The 19,410-nt window shown below is 69.5% G+C and carries 19 protein-coding genes; 12 read left to right on the top strand and 7 right to left on the bottom strand.

The features are described 5' to 3' along the window. The first annotated feature begins 147 nt into the window (after positions 1-147). Complete coding sequence (locus tag ACF053_RS29485) at positions 148-1,521, top strand: hypothetical protein (RefSeq protein WP_391956805.1); 1,374 nt, start codon at positions 148-150, stop codon at positions 1,519-1,521. Positions 1,522-1,537: 16 nt separating this feature from the next. Here the strand turns inward: ACF053_RS29485 and ACF053_RS29480 are convergent, their stop codons facing one another. Continuing rightward, on the bottom strand, positions 1,538-2,278 hold the full coding sequence (locus ACF053_RS29480; protein ID WP_391956804.1) for an NUDIX domain-containing protein: 741 nt from the start codon (positions 2,276-2,278) through the stop codon (positions 1,538-1,540). 432 nt (positions 2,279-2,710) lie between these two features. Here ACF053_RS29480 and ACF053_RS29475 point away from each other — a divergent pair, with 432 nt between their 5' ends. The 4 genes from ACF053_RS29475 (at position 2,711) to ACF053_RS29460 (ending at position 6,400) form a co-directional block, all read left to right on the top strand. Beyond that, the gene (locus tag ACF053_RS29475) at positions 2,711-3,457 is read left to right on the top strand and encodes a hypothetical protein (protein ID WP_391956803.1); all 747 of its coding nucleotides are present in this window, start codon (positions 2,711-2,713) and stop codon (positions 3,455-3,457) included. 426 nt (positions 3,458-3,883) lie between these two features. Continuing rightward, positions 3,884-4,183, top strand: coding sequence for a hypothetical protein (locus ACF053_RS29470; RefSeq protein ID WP_391956802.1), 300 nt, complete (start codon positions 3,884-3,886; stop codon positions 4,181-4,183). Beyond that, a complete protein-coding gene (locus ACF053_RS29465) occupies positions 4,180-4,431 on the top strand; it encodes a hypothetical protein (protein ID WP_391956801.1) in 252 nt (83 codons plus the stop codon). The genes ACF053_RS29470 and ACF053_RS29465 overlap by 4 nt, the downstream gene beginning before the upstream one ends. A gap of 448 nt (positions 4,432-4,879) precedes the next feature. Next, entirely contained in the window at positions 4,880-6,400 is a 1,521-nt protein-coding gene (locus tag ACF053_RS29460; RefSeq protein WP_391956800.1) for a hypothetical protein, read from the top strand. A 171-nt stretch (positions 6,401-6,571) separates the two neighbouring features. Here ACF053_RS29460 and ACF053_RS29455 read toward each other — a convergent pair whose 3' ends face one another. Continuing rightward, the gene (locus tag ACF053_RS29455; protein WP_391956799.1) at positions 6,572-7,264 is read right to left on the bottom strand and encodes a hypothetical protein; all 693 of its coding nucleotides are present in this window, start codon (positions 7,262-7,264) and stop codon (positions 6,572-6,574) included. Positions 7,265-7,535: 271 nt separating this feature from the next. Here ACF053_RS29455 and ACF053_RS29450 point away from each other — a divergent pair, with 271 nt between their 5' ends. From ACF053_RS29450 to ACF053_RS29440, 3 genes are all read left to right on the top strand, one after another. Continuing rightward, complete coding sequence (locus ACF053_RS29450; protein ID WP_391956798.1) at positions 7,536-8,375, top strand: nucleotide-binding protein; 840 nt, start codon at positions 7,536-7,538, stop codon at positions 8,373-8,375. Further along, positions 8,375-9,340, top strand: a complete 966-nt coding sequence (locus ACF053_RS29445; RefSeq protein WP_391956797.1) for a hypothetical protein — start codon at positions 8,375-8,377, stop codon at positions 9,338-9,340. Before ACF053_RS29450 ends, ACF053_RS29445 begins: the two co-directional genes overlap by 1 nt. Positions 9,341-9,621: 281 nt before the next feature. Beyond that, complete coding sequence (locus tag ACF053_RS29440) at positions 9,622-11,088, top strand: DUF2637 domain-containing protein (RefSeq protein ID WP_391956796.1); 1,467 nt, start codon at positions 9,622-9,624, stop codon at positions 11,086-11,088. A gap of 300 nt (positions 11,089-11,388) precedes the next feature. Here ACF053_RS29440 and ACF053_RS29435 read toward each other — a convergent pair whose 3' ends face one another. From ACF053_RS29435 to ACF053_RS29415, 5 genes are all read right to left on the bottom strand, one after another. Then, positions 11,389-11,742 (bottom strand): hypothetical protein, encoded by a 354-nt coding sequence (locus ACF053_RS29435; protein WP_391956795.1) that lies wholly within the window; start codon positions 11,740-11,742, stop codon positions 11,389-11,391. Further along, entirely contained in the window at positions 11,739-12,356 is a 618-nt protein-coding gene (locus ACF053_RS29430) for a hypothetical protein (protein WP_391956794.1), read from the bottom strand. Before ACF053_RS29430 ends, ACF053_RS29435 begins: the two co-directional genes overlap by 4 nt. A gap of 82 nt (positions 12,357-12,438) precedes the next feature. Beyond that, positions 12,439-13,137, bottom strand: a complete 699-nt coding sequence (locus ACF053_RS29425; protein ID WP_391956793.1) for a hypothetical protein — start codon at positions 13,135-13,137, stop codon at positions 12,439-12,441. Between the two features lie 170 nt (positions 13,138-13,307). Next, on the bottom strand, positions 13,308-13,781 hold the full coding sequence (locus tag ACF053_RS29420) for a hypothetical protein (protein WP_391956792.1): 474 nt from the start codon (positions 13,779-13,781) through the stop codon (positions 13,308-13,310). Between the two features lie 319 nt (positions 13,782-14,100). Further along, the gene (locus ACF053_RS29415; RefSeq protein ID WP_391956791.1) at positions 14,101-15,168 is read right to left on the bottom strand and encodes a peptidoglycan DD-metalloendopeptidase family protein; all 1,068 of its coding nucleotides are present in this window, start codon (positions 15,166-15,168) and stop codon (positions 14,101-14,103) included. A 393-nt stretch (positions 15,169-15,561) separates the two neighbouring features. Between ACF053_RS29415 and ACF053_RS29410 the strand changes: the two genes are divergently transcribed. From ACF053_RS29410 to ACF053_RS29395, 4 genes are read left to right on the top strand one after another with little or no spacing between them, the layout of a single operon-like run. Beyond that, positions 15,562-16,458, top strand: coding sequence for a hypothetical protein (locus ACF053_RS29410; RefSeq protein WP_391956790.1), 897 nt, complete (start codon positions 15,562-15,564; stop codon positions 16,456-16,458). Continuing rightward, complete coding sequence (locus tag ACF053_RS29405; protein WP_391956789.1) at positions 16,455-16,787, top strand: hypothetical protein; 333 nt, start codon at positions 16,455-16,457, stop codon at positions 16,785-16,787. The genes ACF053_RS29410 and ACF053_RS29405 overlap by 4 nt, the downstream gene beginning before the upstream one ends. After that, the gene (locus ACF053_RS29400) at positions 16,787-17,554 is read left to right on the top strand and encodes a hypothetical protein (RefSeq protein WP_391956788.1); all 768 of its coding nucleotides are present in this window, start codon (positions 16,787-16,789) and stop codon (positions 17,552-17,554) included. The genes ACF053_RS29405 and ACF053_RS29400 overlap by 1 nt, the downstream gene beginning before the upstream one ends. Continuing rightward, on the top strand, positions 17,547-19,409 hold the full coding sequence (locus ACF053_RS29395; RefSeq protein WP_391956787.1) for a hypothetical protein: 1,863 nt from the start codon (positions 17,547-17,549) through the stop codon (positions 19,407-19,409). Before ACF053_RS29400 ends, ACF053_RS29395 begins: the two co-directional genes overlap by 8 nt. Position 19,410 lies beyond the last annotated feature (1 nt).

The following is a 19,410-nucleotide window of genomic DNA, read 5'->3' as shown; positions in this document are numbered from 1 at the left end:
GCGAACGTGGGCGGTGGGCAGATCCGGGGCGGCGCTGACGCCGGCCGCCGGGCTCGGTGCCTGATGAGAAGTCAACCGGCGGCGCGGTCGCGGCGGTACGGTAACGGGCAGGGCAAGGGGTATATCGCGTATACGGGGCAGGTGCTCATGACCACGCGCACGCCGAACGTCCAGCTCAGCGCGCTTGTCGCAGAATCCGGGTTCACTTACGAGGCGTTAGCCAGGGCAGTCCGCGCGGTCGCCGCCGAATGCGGCGCCCGGTTGCGCACAAACAAGTCCAACGTCGAGCACTGGGTTTCCGGCTCCGTGCCCCGCGGGGACACCCCGCGCTACCTCGCGGTCGCGCTCTCCCGCCGCCTGGGCCGCCTCCTGACGCCCGCCGACCTCGGTTTGCCCTCCCCAGCCGAAGCCGTAGATGACACCATCGGACTGTCCCTTGGGGCCGATCCCCTGGATGCCCTGCTGCCGATGTGGAGGTACGAGTTGGACCGCCGCCGCTTCCTGACGGCCTCCGCCTACTCCACGGCGGCCGCGGCCCTGCCCCTGCATCACCTTCACGACATCGCTGACCGCACCGCCGCAGCCCGCACCGGCTACACCGTCGGCATGGGGGAAGTCGCCGCCGTCCGCGACATGATCCGCGCGTTCTCCGAGATGGACGAGCGCCACGGCGGCCGCCACGGCCGCAGCGCCCTGGTCACCTACCTTCGCGACGACGTCGCCCCGCTGTGCCGGGCCCGCTTCCGCACCGACGAAGTCCGCCGGCAGATGCTCTCCGCCGCCAGCCGAGGCGTGCACCTGCTCGGCTGGAAGAGCTACGACGCCGGGCAGCAGGGCCTCGCCCAGCGCTACTACCTCCAGTCCTACGCCCTGGCCGCCGAATCCGGCCTCCCGGGACACGACGGCTTCGTGATGCGCACCATGGCCATGCAGGGCCTCAAGCTCCACCGCCCCGAGCACTGCATGAGCCTGGCCGAGACCGGCCTGAACCGGGCCAAGGGACAGGTCGACGCCCAGACCGAAGCCCTCTTCCGCGTCGTCCACGCCCACACCCTGGCCAAAAGCGGCAAGCACCGTGCCGCCCTGGTCCAGGCCGAACACGCCCGCGCCCTCCTGACCAGCGCCCCGGGCGACGAGGTGCCCTTTTGGGCGCTGGCCTGGGGCCCACCCGCCGCGTCCGTGTACTCCCGCACCGCCAAGGTCCACGAGACCATCGGCGACCATCGGGCCGCGGCCGAGCACTACGCACTGGCCGCCGCGGCCCGCCCGGCGGACACCTACGCGCGGATCGTCGCCCTGGACCTGGTCGCGGGTGCCGAGATGCACCTCAAGCGCGGCAGCATCGAGCAGGCGTGCGCCACCTGGCATCGGGCGCTGGACCACATGGACGGCGTCCACTCCGTCCGCACCCGCAAGGCCGTCTCCCGCATGCGCAGCGACCTGGCGAGGTTCCGGGCCCGCGGCCTGCGGTGCGTGGCCGACCTCGACGAACGGGGGCGCGACCTCCTCACCGGCGCTTGAACGAGGCCGCCCAGCCTCAGCGGCGCCCGGCGTAGCGGCGGACGATCGGCTCCAGGTAGTCCGCGTGCGTACCGGTCAGGCCAGCCAGCTCCTCCGGCGAACGGAGGAGCGCGATGTCGTCGAGTTCAGGCATGCGGCCCTTCGCGCGCTCTGCCGCCGCCGCAGCGCAGAACGCCGCGCGCAGCGTCGCCTCGGGCAGCGGCGGGGCCAGGTACGTCGCGCCGACACTGCCGTTCTCGCCGCGGGTGACGACCCACAGCGTCAGGTCCTCGGTGGCTGTGCCGACACCCAGCTCCTCCGCCAGCTCCCGAGCGGCCTGCTCGGCCAGCGCCGACGCCTCCAAGACCTGCCCGTCTTGAGGAGGCTCCACAGATCCACCCGGCAGCTGCCAGCGGCCCGGGGCGGCCGTGGAGGACGACATCCGCGCGGCCAGCACACGGCCGTCATCGGTCGGCTGAACCACATTGACGAACAGCGACGGCAGCGCCGTGGCGCCGGGGACACGCCGAAGGGCGTAGTGCCGGTAGGTCACACGCACCCAGGAGAGCCGCAGGACGCGCGGGCCCGTCCACTCCAGCCCTCCACAGGCCACCACAGGGCCGTCGAACAGCGTTGGATTGGCTTGGGTGGCCTCGGTCCACACGCGGTCTCTGGCCAATTCATCCGAAGGTGACAACGGCGGCTCCTCGGCCTCCGTGAACTGGAGCCGTGCAACGTCGAAGAGGTCAATGCCCGCAGGGGGCAGCGTCTCGGTCACCGGCTCATCGTAGGCCCCAGGCACCTCAGGCTTGCCGGTTTGTCGTTCGCCGCTAAACGACCGGTCTCCGGGTCGTTCGTCCCGTCCCCGGCCGGCTTCCTCGTGCTCGACCAGCCGGTCGTGTCGCCTTACGCACCTCGCCGGGTACACATTGTCACCATTTCGTTGACACCGAGCAAGGCCGCTCATAGGGCGCTCTCGCCAACCTTTGGCGTGTCATGCGCATGACGTTTCCTAGTAGGAAAAGAGCGCGTTGAAGGCGATACGCTACGGCGGGCGGCCGTTCGGCGATGTAGCACGACAGACTGAAACGCGCAGGTCAGCGCCGCTCCCTAGGAGAGCGAGACGACGATGCGACGTTCCCGCAAGTCCCCGCCGCCGACAACTCGCGAGACACGCCCCGCGAGGCAGGCCCCCGAGGAGACACCGCGTGTGCTGGCCGCCGAGCTGTACGAACTGCACCGCGAGGCCGGCAAGGACGAGCAGTACCTGGAGCGCTGGCCCGGTGACCAGGAGCTGTTCGGTGTACTCACCTTCGCCCAGGAGCACGCCCATCGGCTCACGGGCGAGACGTATCGGAGGGCGGCAGTGCTACGGATGCAGCTGGCCGAGTGGCTGCGCCTTGCCGCCGACCCCTTCCAGCTCTCCGCGATCGACGACGCCCGCGCCGGCGGGACCTCGTGGAAAGAACTGGCCCTCAGGCTCCGGTACCTCGACCGGCTCGGGGAGCCGAATCCTGGAAGCGCGATGAACCTTCGGAAGCGGCTGTACGTCACCGTCAAGGGCCGCCCCGGCGATCGGCGGCAACCGCAGGTCGCCCACCTCATCGACCGACGGGCCATGGAGGCGCGTCTCGCGGAAGCCCAGTTCATCGCGGCTGGGGAAGCGCGCTACGCCGATCTGGACGCCGTCGCACGTGCTCTGTTGAACCACTACGAGGTGGGAGAGATCCCCGCCGACCCCGACGACGACGGGTTCTGGTGGGAGCAGCTCGCCGAGGCCATCGACGACCGGCGCACCGCCTCCGAGCGCGCCAACCTCCTGGTGTACGTGCGCGGTGTTGTGCGCGAGACGCGGGCGTACGCCAAGAGGTCGGGGCAGCCCCCGGCGGCCACGGAGCAGGGGAGAAGGACCTTGGAGGAGGCAGCTGAACTCGTGGACCTCGACCCCGACGGCTGAGATTTTGCAGCTGGAAGCACCTGGGCTCGGCCCGATCACTCGGTCCGAGCCCAACTTTCCGTCAGTGGTGCGACGTACGCCGTCTGGTTCTACTCGGCACGCCAGTCGTCGCCGCGGCGCCTCCAGCGGACCCACTCGCTCCAGTGGCCATCGGCCCACCTCTTGTGGTCATGGTCCCTCGGTACCGGTTGCTCGCTGCTCAGAACGACACTTCGTCACGTTATTCGCGGGGCCGGCGAGGTCTCCGCACCCCTGCTGATGCGAGAGTTGTCGCCATCCGGCGACGCGAAGCAGTCCGCGCAGCAGAGCCGGCCATCCGAATCAGCGGGTGGCCAGGGGTTTCTCCACAGAGGTGCCTGCTGTCTTCCTGCCGGCCCCTTGGGCGGGCGTACTGTATGCCGTGACGCGACTCAGGGGAGGTGCCAGATGACTGGACGTGAGACCTGGACGGTGGACCGGCTCCACCACGCCCTGCCGCACTCTGCGCTGCGCCAGCAGCTCCTCCAGGACGTCAACCTCACCCCCCTCGACCAACTCCCTGCGGTCTTGGAACGGTGGGCGGCGGCCGCCGAGCAGCTCCAGGCCGCCGAGCGCCGCATCGAGTCCGCCCGGTCCTGGGCGGCGCGCGGCGGCAGCCTGCCGGACGGGCTCGCGGGCGAGGACCGCACCGCCGACCTTCTCCGCGACGCCGACCCCCGGGACGAGCACGGCCGGGGAGCGGCGTGACCTACCGCCTGAACTTCCCCGACGACGTCTTCGACACCTACAAGCAGCTCCCCGACCGCGCGCGCCGCGACCTCGCCGTCTGCCTCGTCGACGCCCAAGGCGACCCGCTCGGCTGCTCTGAGCCCTACGGGCACGACGACGGCACCGTCCGCACCGTCGCTCGCGGGCACGTCACCGCCGTCATCCTCATCGGCCGCGACACCCTGGTGCTCACCGTGTTGGCCATCGCGTACGCCGGCTTGGCCTAGCCCTCACGGTCACGGCCCGGACTGCCTTCTGGACCGCGGACGAGGGCGTGCGGACGCGGACGTTCGGCCGGGCCGACCCCGCCCGGTGGGCTCTCGCCACCGCAGTCACACCGGCCTCAACTTTCGACACGGTCGCCCACCTTCGTGCAGTTCTCCCCGCAGCGGCCTATACGGCACCACGGCAGACCGGCAATCCGCGTGGGCCCGTCCCGCCGAAGGGGGAGTCTGCCGATGCTCACACGTCGCCTGATCTGGGGCGCTACCGTGGTGCTGCACCACACGGCTAGCCGCGTACTGCCGTCCACCGCCGCCCGGCGCCCACGCCGCCCGGGCACAGCCGGTCAAGGTCTCCCGGGGCCCGCGAAGAGAAGCACCACCGTGTCATCCTGCTCGGCCCCGACGTACCTGGCCGGCGGAAGCGTGGGAGACCGCCGCGTCTGGAGTACGCATGCCGCCGAAGAAGCAGCCGAGCGCCTCAAAGAAGGCCCGCGCCGCCGCGCGCCAGGGCGAGAAGTTCACCGCCGCCCTGCGAGCCGCCCAGGATCCGGCCTCTGAGCCGTTCCCGGAGTGGGACGACGTGGTGGTGCCGGCGCTGTCCGCCGTCGTCGCCGAGCACGGCACCGTGCCGGTGACAGTGCGGTGGGATGAAGGCGCCCGCACCACAATGGTCCAGCGGGACGACGGGGTCCGCTGGGGCGTCGCCGACCCCGTCGCCGAAGGCATCGTCATCCACGAGGTACCCGACTGCATCAGGGCGGTGCCCAAGGGCACGCGGGTGCCCGTGCCGCACCGCCTGGACGACGGCCGGGTGGAAGTCGCCGCTCTGTGGCCGGTGGTCTGGTGCTCGAACCGGGAGCCTTTCTGGCGGTACGCCCACAACGGCTGGTCGGTGGAGCAGCCCGGCGCCTTCCCGGCCGCCCTCGACCCGATGTGCCCCAGCCCGGATCTGCCCTTCGAGGTGCGGAGCTACTACGTGCCCGACGGAATCATCGGGGAGGACCACTCGGGCGGCGCGCCGAGCTGGAGGACGCGGGCCTGGTGTGACCGCCTCGACAAGGCCGTCCTGTTGGCCGACGCCTTGGTCGCCCACCGGCTGAGCAGCCCGTCCCGTCCGGCCGGCGGGGACTGCGGTGACCTGCGCGCAGAGGTCTGGGAGCACTCCACCACCGACCTGGGCACCCTGCCCGCCCGCGTCCACCTGGTCAACGCCGACCCGGACCGCCCCGTGGTGCCCCGCCTGCTGTTCAACGCCTGGCCCAAGGGCCGCCCGGCCTCCACCGACCCGACTCCGGAGCCGACCTGGTTCCAGGGCGAGAAGCACCCGCCGACCTACGACCTGCGGGTCTGGTCGGGGGAGAGCGGTTGGGAGACGCTCGGCTGGTTCGTCGGCGGCCGCAACCCGGCGAGCATCGCCGCCGCCCTCCTGCGGGTCGGCACCGGCGGCCCGTTCCCGTTCGCCGAGACGTGGGGGCCGCGCTACCCGGACGCCTGGGCCCACGACTGGACGCAGGAGGGCCGGGCGCTGATGGACCGGCACCCCGATGAGTCGTACGCCGAGGGGACCGTCCGCTACGACGAGAAGCGCCGCCAGGAGGCGGTAGCCCTGGCGGCCGCGCTCGCCGCGCGCAGCTGCGGTGCGCTCACCGCCGAGCAGACCGCGGCCCGGCTGGAGAAGGGCGGGCAGGAGTACCGCGACTTCCTGCGCGTCGGGCAGATCTGCATCATGGACGCCCTCAACAAAAGGCGTCTTGCCGCCGAAGAGGGCAGCGACGAGCGGATGCGGATGCGCGAGGCGCTGGACGCCCTGGAGAAGCGCCACCAGGTCGACGACTGGGTCATCGACCTGACCCGGACGCACATGGCCACGAACCGGCGCGATACGCACTTCACGGAGGGCGCGAAGCGGTGGCGGGAGCGGGCGCTGCAGGAGTACCTGGCCCCGGGTCCGTCGCCGTGGTCCTCGGCCTGAACGCCTGACGGTCCGGTGCCAGGACTCGCCCTCACGGCGCCGGCTCCGACCGCCGACGGACCTGTCAGCCGCCATTCACCACCTGACCGCTGACCGCACCTCAACGATGCTCCAGGGGCTTCTCCAGGGGGACCAGCGACCCCACCGGCAGGTCTGGCCTCGGGCCGGGATCTACGCTGCCCGGCCGGGGACGAGGTTGAACAGGAAGTGCGTGAAGTCGAACTGGATGCCGCCGAAGATCGTGTCCGGGCGCTTGCCGGCGGTGCCGTGGTGGTACTCCACGACAGCGTTGGTCATCCATTCGCGCGTCGCGTTGAGATCGTCTGCCTCACGGTGCACCAAGTTGAGGGCCCATCCTGGGAGCCGCCCCTCGTTGGTGACCAGGTTGCTTACGAGGTCGTCGAGCGCGGCGTACCTCTCGTCGGCGAGGCGGACGTGGTGGCGGACCAGGCGGTCCACCGCGGGGAACCCACCCTCGGCTGCCGCAGCGCGCAGGTCGGACGCTTGGAGGAGCCCTTCGGTCAGGGCGTCGGTGCGGTCCACGTAGGAAGCCACGTCGAGCCGCCGTTCCGCGGGCACGCCGTCGAACCTGCCGCTGAGCCATCCAGCCTGGAAGTAGTCCGCATGCCAGGCCGAGCCGTCCTCTCGTTGGCGCAGACGGATCTCCGCGTCTCCTTGCGTGACTGTGTGCAGGTCTTGCCCCACTTCGCACCAGCTGCCCCCGGGGCCGAAGCCCTCCCTGATCGAGTCCGTGAGGTCTTCCAGGTCGTGGAAATGACCGCGGACCAGCTCAGCTGATGCGCTGAGCACGGGAAGGCCCCGGACCTGGAGTCTCAGGCGGGAGATGTCGAGATCAGCGAGCATGGCGAGCTTCCATCTGGGTGCCGGCGTGGGGGCGTGCGGCATGCTTAACGGAAACGCTGAGCGGCTCGGTACGGCGGTTGGGCTGTTGGAGGGACGTGTCATCGAGCGGGTTTCCGTACGCACCGCATCTGCCCGTTTCACACGGTCCTACCCGTCTCGCAGGGCCCGCGCCGCTACGCTCCCCTGCGGGCAATGCTCCGGCGCCCGCCCCCTGCCAGAGACGGCAAGCGCCGGACAGGCCACCCACCGAATCCACCTTGCGAGGAAGACCGTGACGAAAGCCATTCCTGAGCCTAGCGGGCCTCCGGCCGTTGAAACCGCGCCGCGGAAACAGCCCCGCGTCATCGCAGTTGGAGCCCTGAAGGGCGGCACGGGCAAGACCCGCTTGGCCAAGCTGATCGCCCTGTTCCTGGCGGTCATCCTCGGCCGGAAGGTCGTGATGTTCGACGCGGACAGTGCCAGTCAGACGAGCAGCAAGTGGCCGGTGAAGGCCCGAATGCGTGGGTACTACCCGTGGCCCTTCGAGGTCATCCGGCACCCGTTCGCCGACCTCGACAAGGAGATCGACAAGGTCCGGGCTCGTGGGGACGTCGATGACATCGTGATTGACGTCGGCGGCGGCAACTACGAGTGCTTCCTAGCGGCGGTGCGCCGGGTGCACATCCTCCTCATCCCGCTGTGCCCCGATGAGGGCGACACTGAGCAGGCTCCGCAGACCAGGGAGGCCGTATTCATGGGGGCGGCCCTGAACAACACGGGGAAGCCGCTGTCCTTGTACTACGTGCTCAGCCGTTGCGAGAACAGCAACGATCGGATCGACGCACGCGAGCGCCTCCTCAACGAGGACCAAGAGGGCGGGCCGTACCCGCTTCTCGACACGGAAATTCCGATGCTGGTCGCCTATAAGCGGACCTACGGGCGCATCCCCGGACCCGCCACCGACTCGTTCGAGGACAAGAAGTTGACCGCCGCCGACAAGGAAGAGCGTCCCCGCTGGAAGGACCTGGTCAACTTCATCCCGCTCCTCGTCGAGTCGCAGATCATCACCCGGGAGGAGGCCCTGGGGACGGGCCTGATCGTCAAGCGTGAGCTGGAGAAGGTGGCGGTCTGATGGCAGTCAAGGGAGCACAGGTTCCCACCGGGTCGGACGCGGCGCACGCCGGCACCGCCCCGCAGGGCAGCGGGCGCAAGGTCTTCCCACCTGTGACAGGGTTCCCCGTAGTCGTGACACGCGACACGGTCGACCAGGCCGGACAGCCGGGGGCAGCCTCCCAGCCGGTGCCGACGCAGGGCACCGGCGATGAGCCCCACGGTACCGAGGGCCAAGCACAGGGGGCCGGGAGTCAGGCCCAGGTCGAACCCTCTAGGTCGGCCATCCCGACGGCCGTGACCGAGGGCCTTCCTACGGCCATTCACCAAGCGCTCGTCGCGGAGCTGCCACAGGACGGCGCCCCGGGCCAGATCATCACGGCGTGCGAGAAGCGGCTGCACGCCGCGCAGACCCTGCGTGACGCGATGGAGAAGCGCGCGCTGGCCGCGTACTTCCACTACGCCGGGCCGGCAGTTCGCCTCGCGCACTCCAGCGGTTCCTGGCAGCACATCATCGACCCGTCGACCGGCAAGCCGTGCCGGTCGTGGTCGGCCTGGCTCCGGCTGGTGAAGGTCTCCCGACAACATGCATTCCGCATGGTGAAGGAGGAGCCGCTGATGGAGGCTTTGGCGGGGCTGAATGTCGGAACTCTCGGCGTACGCCAGATCGATGTCCTCTCGCCTGTACTGACCAATCACGGCAAGGAGAAGGTCCGCCTCGTGTGGACCACCGCCGAAGCCACCGGCGACACCAGCGCTCCGTCCCTTGAGAAGGTCCGTGACCAGCTGGACCTGGCGGTGACTCCGGCAGGCGGCAATGAGGACCCGGCCCCGTCGCCGACTATGCCTGTCCTGCGGTTCCAGACCAGTCCCGGCACCTTCGACGAGGGCAGGGTCCGCGAGGTCGCACGGGCTCAGCCTGAAGTCGCTCTGATGGTCGCCCGCACCATCCTCTCCGAGCTCGGAGAGGACCCGGCCGGGCAGTAGCCGCGCTCCAGCCTGTATCGCGCGATACAACTTCGCGCCCTGTGGACCTGTATCACGCGATACAGGTCCACAGGCGTCCCGACGCCCTGGGAAAAGAGGCGGCTGAGGCTGCGGAGCTGGAGGAGGATGCTGCGGGTGCTGTGGGTGCCGCGCCCTAGGGTTATGGAGCCCGAAGCCCCTGAACCGATGATTGGAGTGTCCATGCGTCACCAGGCGGCGGACATCAGCCGCAGGCCCCTCCTGCCCGCGGTGGCCACGAACCGGGGGAAGGGTTCCCGAGGATGATGGACGAGAAGTTCCTGCTGCCCGCCGGCATCGGCTTCGCGGCGCTCTGCGTCTTCGGCATCGTGGCCCTGGTACTCCGTTCCCGGCGTACGCGCGAGCAGGACAAGCTGTCCGCGGAAGACCGCGAGAAGCTGGCGGAGGAGCGGCGCAAGACCTGGCGTCGGCGCCTCGCGGTCATCAGCCTCTCGGTCTCCTTCGTCATCATCTTCTGCATCGCGGGCATCGCGGCCTGGCTCAGCTTCGGCGCACAGAAGGCGTACGCCTTCGACCGCAACGGAGGATCGTTGACCGCCGCGACGGGGTTCGCTCTCCTGCTGGACGCCGGTGCTCTCGGCCTGTCGCTGCTGCGGCTGTTCGAGGCGTTGACTGCCCGCTCCAGCCAGCTGACCCGCTTCTACCTGGTCGGGTTCATCGTGGCCTCGGCCGTGATGAACCTGCTGCACACCCCGCACGCTCCCGGGGAATCGCCCACCCTCGGCGGGCAACTCGTCGCGGTCATCCCTCCGCTGGTGTATGCCATCTTCCTGGAGTCCTTGCTCAAGAAGGTCGAGCAGCTGGTCCTGGGGAAGTACCCGAAGAAGAAGACCAAGAAGCACGAGCGGGGCTACAGCCTGCTGCTGTGGGTTCCCTTCATCGGCTATCCCCGGGAGATGTGGAAGCAGTGGCGTGCGGATCTGCACGACACCTTGCAGTACGTCCGCGCCCCCGGCTCGCGCACGCCGCTGCCTGCGCCGGCCGCAGCAGCGGACACGAGGCCGGACGAGGAAGAGCCGACGCCACGAGCAGAGCCCCGGCTGGCTCCGCAGGAGGTGCCCCGCTCGGTACCCGCTCCTCAAGCACCGCGAGAGCCCCGTCCCGCTCCGGCCCGGCACGTACCGGTCGCCCCGCCCGTCGCGGAACGCAGTGAGGCGGCTGCCGGGCCGATAGGCCCCCCGGCGGCACCGGCGCCGGCTCCCGCTCCTTCCCCGGCCGTCGCCCTGCCTCCCGTCCAGTCGGAGCCGGTTCAGCCGTTGGACGCTTCGAGCAGCAAGCCGAAGAAGGATCAGCTCCGGGACGCCCTGGTGGCACAGATCCTCGCCGGCGACCTGAGAGTGCTGGACACCAATGCCCAGGTGGCCAACGGGGCGGCCTACCGGGCGAACATGGCCCTGGGCCAGGCCGCAGGGCTGGGAATCGACAGCGACGGAAAGCAGGAGGGCCTCATGAAGCCGGGGGCGGTGCGTACGGCCGTCAAGCAGCTCCTGCCGGAATTGCGGCGTGTGGCGATGGAGGCGGAAACCGCACGAGCTCGCCGCGAGGCGGCCGCCGCGTTTCCGGAGCCCGCACCGCAGCATCACGCCGCGGAAGCCCAGGCGCCTGACGCGGATGTTCCCCGGGAGCGCCAGAAGGACGAAGAGCCCACCGTCGGGCAGCAGCGATCGGCTGATGTGAGCGAGACAGCGAAGGAGGCCGCGCTGGCGTAAAGGTGCGGTTCGGCACGACTGAGGGGCCCGACGGATCCGTCGGGCCCCTCAGTCGTGCGCGGTGTGAACAGCCCGGCTCCGGACAGCAGCAAGGTCCGGTACGTGTACGGGACGCACCACGGGGAGGAGCTCTACCGGTGGATGCACGGGGTGAGCATCCCGATAGCCGGACGGCAAGGTGCGGCCCTCCACGAGGTTCCGGACCCCTATCCGGGCCGGGGGTTGGTGTCCCCCAAGGCGTAGACAGTCGCGCAGAACGCCCCCACGAACTGGCGGGGGCGTTCGGTGCGCGGCGGCAGGTCAGCAGGGGTTCAGGCCCGCCGCGTCGGCCTCCTGGCGGACGTAGTCGCTAAGGTTCGACGCCTTCCAGCCCGGATGCGTCGCGGGGAGTGGGCCGCGGTGGCTGCCGTGCAGGGTGTCGTGCTTCCACAGCAGACTCGCGGTCAGGTCGGCGTCCTGGCGGGCCTCCTCGGGGTCGCTTTCGGTGGCCGCAGCGGCCGCGAGGTGCCGCTGAGCGAGCACGGCGCGGTGCAGCCGGTATTCCCGCTCCTGCTCGGGCGTGGTGGTGCCGGCGGCATCGCTTACTCGAAGGTCGTCCCCCATCCGCTGCACCTTGTACGTCCAGCGCAGAAGGCTCCACAGGTCCTCGGTCATCGTGTACGTCCCTTCTTGATCGAGCGGATGGCCAGCCACGTCGTGGTGACGGCGGCGAAGGCGCCGATGGCGCGGTGGAGAGCCTGATCGAGTTCGAAAGCCGCACTCCCGGGGCCCGATTCCTCGACCTGGGCGACGCCGTCCTCATCGAGGCGGCGCACGACGGTGCAGTGCTCGACGTATCCGCTCTTCCCCGCCCTGGCGGCCAGCCAGAGCAGCGGCTGGCGTTTGTCGATCACCAGGTGGGTGAGGGCGTTGATCCCCGCGCCGGCGAGCAGCGCCGAGGCGGGCACGCGGTAGCCGAGCACGCGGGTGAGGAGGACCGTTCCCGTCAGCTGGCCCGCGGAGTAGCTGGCGACGTGCCGGGCCGCGCTGATCCAGCCCAGGCGGGTGGCGGTCATGGTGGGCTGGCCCGTGCGGTCCTCACCCTCAACTTCCTCGCCGACGGGTGTGCCGTCCCGGTAGACCAGGTGGCGCCCGCAGGCGCCCTTGTTCGCCGCGTCCCTGCTGCTCTGGAACCACTGGTCGAACAGAGGATGCAGCGCGTCCCAGGTCGCCAGGAGTGCACCGGTTAAGGCCAGGGCCTGCACGGATGCGGGCCGGTCGGTCATCATGGATGTTCCTCGTTTCGTCGTTTCGGGACTGAGGGCCCCCGGGGCGGCCGCCACGCCTCCAAGCAGTCGGCCGCCTCGGGGTTCACGCGTTCGGACCATCCTCATGGGCCTTGCCCTGCCGCGCGGCGGCCACCGTGTTGGTGCCGGCGGGGCCGGACCATCCGCAGCGGCAGCGGGCGTGCACCTTCCCCGGCTCCTCCTGGCTGTCGTAGACGCCGGTCTCGTGCTCGCGCTGCGGCTGAGGGTGGCTGGGGAGCTCGCCGCCGTTGGCGTACATGGACGCGCGCTCCGTGTGCTGGGTCAGCCAGCCGCGCCACTGGGCGGTGTCGCCGTCGAGGATGCGCTGGTGGCGCTCGGCCACGGTGCTGTGGTGCTGCCGCAGCTCTTCGCCAATGTCCCGGAAGGGCAGCCGGGCCCGACCGTTCGGACCGGACTCGCGGGCGAACAGCAGCAACTCCTCCTTCAGCGCGGTCATGCGCGTCTCCAGCCGCCGCACGTCGCGGAGGTACGCCCGGAGCGCCTCTGGGGTGATTTCCTCTCCTCCCCGGAGGGCCTCCAGGGCCCGCAGCGCGGTGTCGGCCTCGTCGGCGACGGTCCAGCTGGTGTGGCCGCCCTTGAAGTGCAGGACGTAGGACGTGGTGCCGTCGGGCCAGAAGGCGGTGGGGCCGGCGAACTCGTTCGGCTCCATCACGGTCGTCGCAGGGGTCCGGGTTTCCGGGTCCAGCTCGACCTGCGCGATCTTCCACTGCGTGCCCGTGTAGCTGGTGCTGTACGTGGTCACAGATACCCTCCGCAATCCCTGTCTGGGTTTCCCGACAAGAGGTGAGTTTGTCGGGGCACCCCGACAAGCGTCAAGCGGCTCAGGCCAATGGCGAGGACGGACTGGCTGTTTCGGCCAGGACGCACGTGAGCCCCCGGCGGGGCCGGGGGCTCACGGTGGGCGGCGCTGATCTACTGCGGGGGCTGCTGGTATCGGGCGACGCGGGCCTGGATGTAGCGCGCGGCGTCGCTGCCTTCTCCGAGCGCGGCGGTCACAACCTTGACCAGATCGCCCCCGATCTGCACGACCTCGGCGGGGTCCTTGACCTGCTGCCAGGTGTGGACGGCTCGCCGCACGGAGCCTTCGGTCTCCGCGTGGGCCGCGCCGTGCAGTGCGATCTGGAGTCCGGTGGTGTGCAGGTACCAGCGAGCGGCCACGGCCGGCTGGCCCGCGAGGAGGGCGAGCCAGCCGCGGATCTCGCGGAGGCGGACGGTGTGGGGGTGCTGCTGGCCGTACTGCGCGGTGAACTCCTGGTCGAGCTTCTCGGCCTCGATGGCCGCGGCCGCCAGGCCCTCGCGGTCGTCGGGCCGGCCGAAGGAGGCGACGACGGCGTTTATCCGGTACTGGTAAGCCGCGGGCGGCCCGTCCTCCGGCGAACTCGACAATACGGCGGCCGCCTGCCGGGCGGGAGCGGCATCTGCGGCTACCGGTGCGGCCTCGCGCTGAACCTCCTCCACGGTCTCGGTCTTGGTGAGGACAGCGGGAGGGCGCCCAGTGTCCTCGGCCGGCGGGGCCTGCTGGGGCGGGACGGCGGGCTCCGACGACGGGACTGGACGGTCCGTGATGGGACCGGAAGCCGGAGCCTGTCTGCTCTCCCAGAAGTCGGGCGTCACGGTGCCCCACGGCCGAAATTGCTGGTCTTCGTCGTGCACGGTGGTCCCTCGGGGTAGGTGCCTGTTCGCTGCGCTCTCGGTGCCCGGCGGGCTAAATGTTGACGCCCTTCTTGCGTAGGTAGGGCACCGGGCTGATGTCCGTTCCGTATTCGGGGCCGGTACGTACCTCGAAGTGCAGGTGCGGCCCGGATACGTTGCCGTCGGCGCCGGAGAGACCGATGACCTGGCCACCTTTGACGGTGTCTCCGGCCGATACCTTCAGCTCCGACATGTGAGCGTATTGGGTGTACATCCCATCGGCATGACGGATGATCACCTGCCGCCCATAGGCGTTGACCCTTGAGGCCGAAACGACGTTCCCAGGCCCGGCTGCCCTTATCGGCGTTCCGACACCTGCGGAGAAGTCGATACCCGTGTGATATCCACTGGACCACATACCGCCTGACTGGTGGTATGGCGTTCCCAGCGCAGCGTTGACGGGACGCGTCCACTCCCCCGACATCTCAGGGTCTCCCGATGCGTCCGGAGCGGTCAGCTTTGCCTGGGTTTCCAGGATGAACTTGACGTAGTTATATGTCTGCCCATCGGCGAAAGAGGCCGGCGGAACGCCCTTGTACTGCTGCACCCGCCCCCATCCTGCATTGTAACCCGCCAAAGCCAGCTCTATCGGTGACCCGTTGTATTGCGGATGCTTCTTGGCGGTCTTCAGCAGTTCGCACATCATTTTACCCTGGGACGGAATGGCATCCTCGGGGTCCCACACGTCCTTCCTACCGTCACCGTTTCCGTCGATTCCCGAAGACGCCCATGTGCTCGGAATGAACTGCGCAATTCCGTCAGCGATCGGCTTTCCTGTCCTGGGATCCTTCGACTGGGCCTTGGGATTGAAATTCGACTCTGCCTTGATCTGGGCGGCCAGAATGCCCGCAGACAAGCCTTGGTCGCAGGCCGCAGCGGCCTTCTCGATGAGCGCTGCGTACTCGGCTGGCACGTATCCCGGACCCACGCGCAGCATTCCAGCGCTCAGCTCGAAGCCGCCACCACTACCGCCGTCGTCATCGTCAGATGCTGCGACGAGAAGGACGATGCCGAGCCCCAACGCCAGCGGACTGACGACGAATGCCGCGGCCAGCAGCGCGATCCCCCGTTTGGCCTCCAAGCCACTCCCCCTTGCGTACGCCGTGCGCCGGTCGGCGCCGTCGCCAAGAGGGCGGAGCGGGTCCGTCGGCACGTTGCCCGTTCACCAGTCCCCCTGCGGCGGCACCAACGTCACCCTGCCACACCACATTTCCACCCCCAAAGCAAGTAAGACGGGTGGCCGAGTGATCACCCGCACGAGCTGCCACATATGGGCTCAAAGACGAGCCAAGACTCACAAACGACCACAAGTGGCCTGGCGCATAAAGGAATTGACACCCAGTGCACCCCAAGGGCACCACTAGTGTGGCGACTGCCCGACATACACTTCCGGACACGTGTTCACATCCAGTGATTGCCGTGATGGTTACAGTTGCAATGCGGGGGAGCGTTGGCTAGGAAATCACCGACGGTCGTGACGTTGCCTGCCCGAAGCCGTTTGTTCCTACCGGTGTTGGGCGCGGGCGGCGGCAGCGGCCGCACAACTGTTGCGGGCCTCCTGGCCTGTTCATCGACCTTTCTGGGCACCAGCGTCGTGCTCGACACCGCACCACGCCTCGCGTCGCCGTGGCCGTCCTGGCCCAGCAGTCCTGGCTCGGGGCTGGCGTCCGTTCCGCCGGACCAGCCGTTCACCCGTGCGCAGGTCCACGCGGCCGCCTCGCGGTGTATCGGACCGGGCGGTGAGTGGGCCGTACTCACCGACCACCGGGAGTGGAACCACGGCCCTCTGCCCTTGCCCGCCGAGCCGGCTGCCTGGTATCAGCTGGCGGCCGGGGGCGGCTGGCAGACGACTGTGGCCGACACCTCCCACCCGATAGCCCACGACATCGTCACCGCGCGCACCGAGCGCCTGCCCGGCCTGACGGCCGCCTGGTGCTCGCTGCCCTTCGCGATCCCCGTGCTCTGCGCCCCAACGACCGGTCCCGGAGTGGCCGCTCTACAGACCGCCGTCAAAGCCGCCTCCGCCGAGGGGCTGCCGCTCCGGCGCATGGTCGTGGCGCTGACCGCACCGGGTGAGGGGCGTTTGCCCGCAGCGGTGAAGGCAGCCGCCACCATGCTCCAGTCCCAGGTGTCGGCCGTGGTCACCGTGCCGTTCGATCCGCACATCCGTAACCACGGGCTGGCCCAGGCGAACCGCCTCGGCCGCCGTACGGCGGAAGCCGGCGCCGCCCTGGTGAAGGCGGTCCTCGCATCGGCGCACCGCACATGGGGCGATCCGCTGCCTCCAGCCGCAGCCCCAGCCAGCCTGTCCACTCAAGCAGTCCCTGTTCGACCTGCCCAACCTGCTCCTGAAGGGGTCCTCACGTCATGAGCCAGATGCTCCAGACCGCCCACGACTTCGTCACGCTGGCCGCTGACCCGCCTGCGCCCGTCATCCCGGGTTTCACCCCGTCCCTGCCCGGGACGCTCCAGACCCCGACCGGCAAGATCCTCGGCTGGACAGCGGGCGTCGGCCTCTCCCTCGCGGTGCTGGGCGGCCTCACCGGCTGGGCCTGCGTGGCGATCGGGCACAACAGCGAGCGCGCGCAGCTCGCCTCGCGCGGCAAGTCCGCCATCGTGTGGTCGCTCATCGCCGGCATCGGCATCGGCGTGACGTCCGGCCTGGTATGGGGCTTCTACACGATGACGCAGGCGCAGTGATGGCGGACTTCGACAGCAAGGCCCGCAGGGCACGGTTGCGGCTGGCCCTGATGGGGGCCGCGGTCGTGGCCGCCCTCGCCGCCGGCGGGGTCCTCGGAGTCATGACGCTCAACGCTGGCGACGAGGACCTCAAGCAGGACCCGAAGGCTGCGCCCAGCGTCGCTTCGAGCGGCGGCTCGGCGGCGCCGTCCCACAAGGAGTTCACCCCGGCCAACGCGCCCAGCATCCCGCGGCTCAAGCCGATGTCGAACGCCGAGGGGATCGGTACAGGGTTCGAGCACTCCTCACTCGGCGCGACGTCGGCCGCGATCTCTTACTGGGAGGACCTCGACCTCCTGGACGACGTGATCGCACGGAAGCAGTGGACTGCCATCGCTTCCAAGGACTCCCCCGGGACCATCGACCAGGGTGTCACCGAGGTCCGCAAGGTACGCGAGGGCGTCGGCCTGCCGCCCTCCGGCGGCACCCCGGACGGGATCACCTTCAGCACCCACGTGAAGGCGGCTCTCACGCGCTCCCTCGACACCAGCGGAGACATCGTCAATGTCTGGATGGTCTTCGACCGGTATGCCACCATCCGCGACAAAGGAGCCGACGAGAACCCACTGAAGGACCAGGTCACCAACCTGGTCCTGAAGTGGGAGGGCAACGACTGGAAGGTCACCACCGAAACCCAGTACACGGCCAAGGTGAAGTACCCCCACGCCTACGACCCGGCCAGCAAGTACGCATGGGCGGAGGGCTGGAGGGCGGTGGCCGATGGTTAGGCACCTCGCACGTCTGATCACCCTGCTGGCCACCGTTCTGCTGGTGCTGACGTCGGGGATGTCGATAGCCCTGGCCGGCGCCAAGCCTCCGGACCCGTATCCGCCGGAGTTGAGCCACGGCCAGCGGATCGGCATCAACAAGCAGACCGGCGAGTACTGCGATTTGGACGCGCCCAACCAGAAGGACCGCCTGAACTGCCGGGCGCCCGTGGACTGCGAGGACTTCCCCGAGGGCAGGTCGGTCTGCATCGGCGAAGGGTCGACTGACCCGGAGGAGGCCAACGAGTTCGAGCTCAGGGAGCTCGCCCGCTGGGAGAAGACGGCCGACAAAAGCGCACCGACTTACGAGAAATACCACGAATATCTCGTCAAATGCGTGAAGACGGACAAAAAGTCCTTCCAGCTGTGCAACGCGGAAGCTGCGGCAAAGTACCCGCTGCCCGCGAAAACACCGCTGGACTGGGTGGCCGGCAAGATTTCCGAGATGGCGGCCAATGCCCTCGAAGAAGCGGCCGCGATGCTCGGGCACTCCGTGGTGTGGGTGCTGAAGCAGTTCGCCGTAGCCTTCAACGAGATCAGCACCATCGACCTGTCGAAGACGGGCATCGGCCCGGTCCTGGGAATCACCACCGGGTTGTCACTGATCATCGCGACCTTCATGCTGCTCGTGCAGTTCTCGAAGCTGGCGGTCTCCCAGTCGGGCGGACCGCTGGTCACTGCCGTCGTCGGCCTGGCGAAGTACGGGGTCATCCTCGGCGTGTACCTCTTCGCCACGAAGGTGGCTCTCGACTGGTCGGACACCCTCTCGACGGCGCTGATCAACTACACCTTCGACAGCGGGAGCCCCAACGGCGACGCGTCCAAGGCGATGGAGAAGCAGCTCGGCGCGCTCTTTGCGGGCCTCGTCGGCGGAGGCGCCACGGCGGCGGGCGGTGCGCTGATCGCCGGCAGCGGCATCGCCCCGACTGCGGTGGGCTTCGTGATCATCATCTCGATCCTGTGCATCCTCGCCATCGGCGCGCTGTGGATTGAGATGCTGGTCCGCCAGGCCGGGATCATGATCCTGCTCGTGATGACCCCGATCGCCCTGGCCGGTTCCATGTCGGACTCCACGAAGGACTGGTGGCCGAAGACGCGGAACGCGCTCATCGCGCTGATCTTGATGAAGCCGACGATCGTCCTCGTCTTCAGCATCGGATTCTCTTCGATGTCGTCCGCCGAAGGCGTCGGCAACGTGATCGTCGGCCTGATCATTTTCATCGTCGCGGGCACCAGCTGGCCCGTGCTGGCCAAATTCATCACGATCACCAGCAACGGCGACGGCAACAGCACGGCCTCCGGGATGATCAGCAGCGTCGGCAGCTCCGTCAGCTCCATGTTCGGCGGGAACCAGCCCTCGCTCAGCGGCGCCGGCACCTCCGGCGGCGGCGCCAACTACACCAAGGCCCTGGAAGGCGAGAACTCCACGTCCGCCGCCGCAGACGGCGGAGGCGGCGGAGGCTTCTGGTCCAAGGCCATGAAGGGCACCAAGAGCGGCAGCTTCATGGGCAAGGCCGGCGGGGTCGTCGGCGTCGGGCTCCAGGTCGCGGCCATGGGCAAGGACATGGCCGAGTCGTCATTCCAGAACGCGGCGGCCAACGCGGGCCTCGGCACACCCGCCCAGGGCGGCCGACACGTGGTCGTATCCCCTCGGGGCAGTGAAAGCCCGCCGCCGGCGGCGGCCTCGACTCCGGCGGAACCAGCCGCGCAACCGCCCCACCAGGAGACTCCGGCGCCGCCACCGCCCCGGCCGCCGGACGCTGGCAGCCGCGAGGTCCCGGCCGGGCCTCCGCCCACCTCAACCGAAGGGAGCTGAC

It is taken from the genome of Streptomyces kanasensis (genome assembly GCF_043077165.1).
GTDB lineage: Bacteria > Actinomycetota > Actinomycetes > Streptomycetales > Streptomycetaceae > Streptomyces > Streptomyces changanensis.
This window is presented reverse-complemented; position numbering and strand designations above follow the sequence as displayed.

Excerpts from the sequence above, each read along its gene's own strand:
- ACF053_RS29435 (WP_391956795.1), bottom strand. The coding sequence starts at position 11,742 with ATGACCGAGGACCTGTGGAGCCTTCTGCGCTGGACGTACAAGGTGCAG.
- ACF053_RS29470 (WP_391956802.1), top strand. The coding sequence starts at position 3,884 with ATGACTGGACGTGAGACCTGGACGGTGGACCGGCTCCACCACGCCCTG.
- ACF053_RS29485 (WP_391956805.1), top strand. The coding sequence starts at position 148 with ATGACCACGCGCACGCCGAACGTCCAGCTCAGCGCGCTTGTCGCAGAA.
- ACF053_RS29440 (WP_391956796.1), top strand. The coding sequence starts at position 9,622 with ATGATGGACGAGAAGTTCCTGCTGCCCGCCGGCATCGGCTTCGCGGCG.
- ACF053_RS29445 (WP_391956797.1), top strand. The coding sequence starts at position 8,375 with ATGGCAGTCAAGGGAGCACAGGTTCCCACCGGGTCGGACGCGGCGCAC.
- ACF053_RS29395 (WP_391956787.1), top strand. The coding sequence starts at position 17,547 with ATGGTTAGGCACCTCGCACGTCTGATCACCCTGCTGGCCACCGTTCTG.
- ACF053_RS29400 (WP_391956788.1), top strand. The coding sequence starts at position 16,787 with ATGGCGGACTTCGACAGCAAGGCCCGCAGGGCACGGTTGCGGCTGGCC.
- ACF053_RS29460 (WP_391956800.1), top strand. The coding sequence starts at position 4,880 with ATGCCGCCGAAGAAGCAGCCGAGCGCCTCAAAGAAGGCCCGCGCCGCC.
- ACF053_RS29430 (WP_391956794.1), bottom strand. The coding sequence starts at position 12,356 with ATGATGACCGACCGGCCCGCATCCGTGCAGGCCCTGGCCTTAACCGGT.
- ACF053_RS29455 (WP_391956799.1), bottom strand. The coding sequence starts at position 7,264 with ATGCTCGCTGATCTCGACATCTCCCGCCTGAGACTCCAGGTCCGGGGC.
- ACF053_RS29405 (WP_391956789.1), top strand. The coding sequence starts at position 16,455 with ATGAGCCAGATGCTCCAGACCGCCCACGACTTCGTCACGCTGGCCGCT.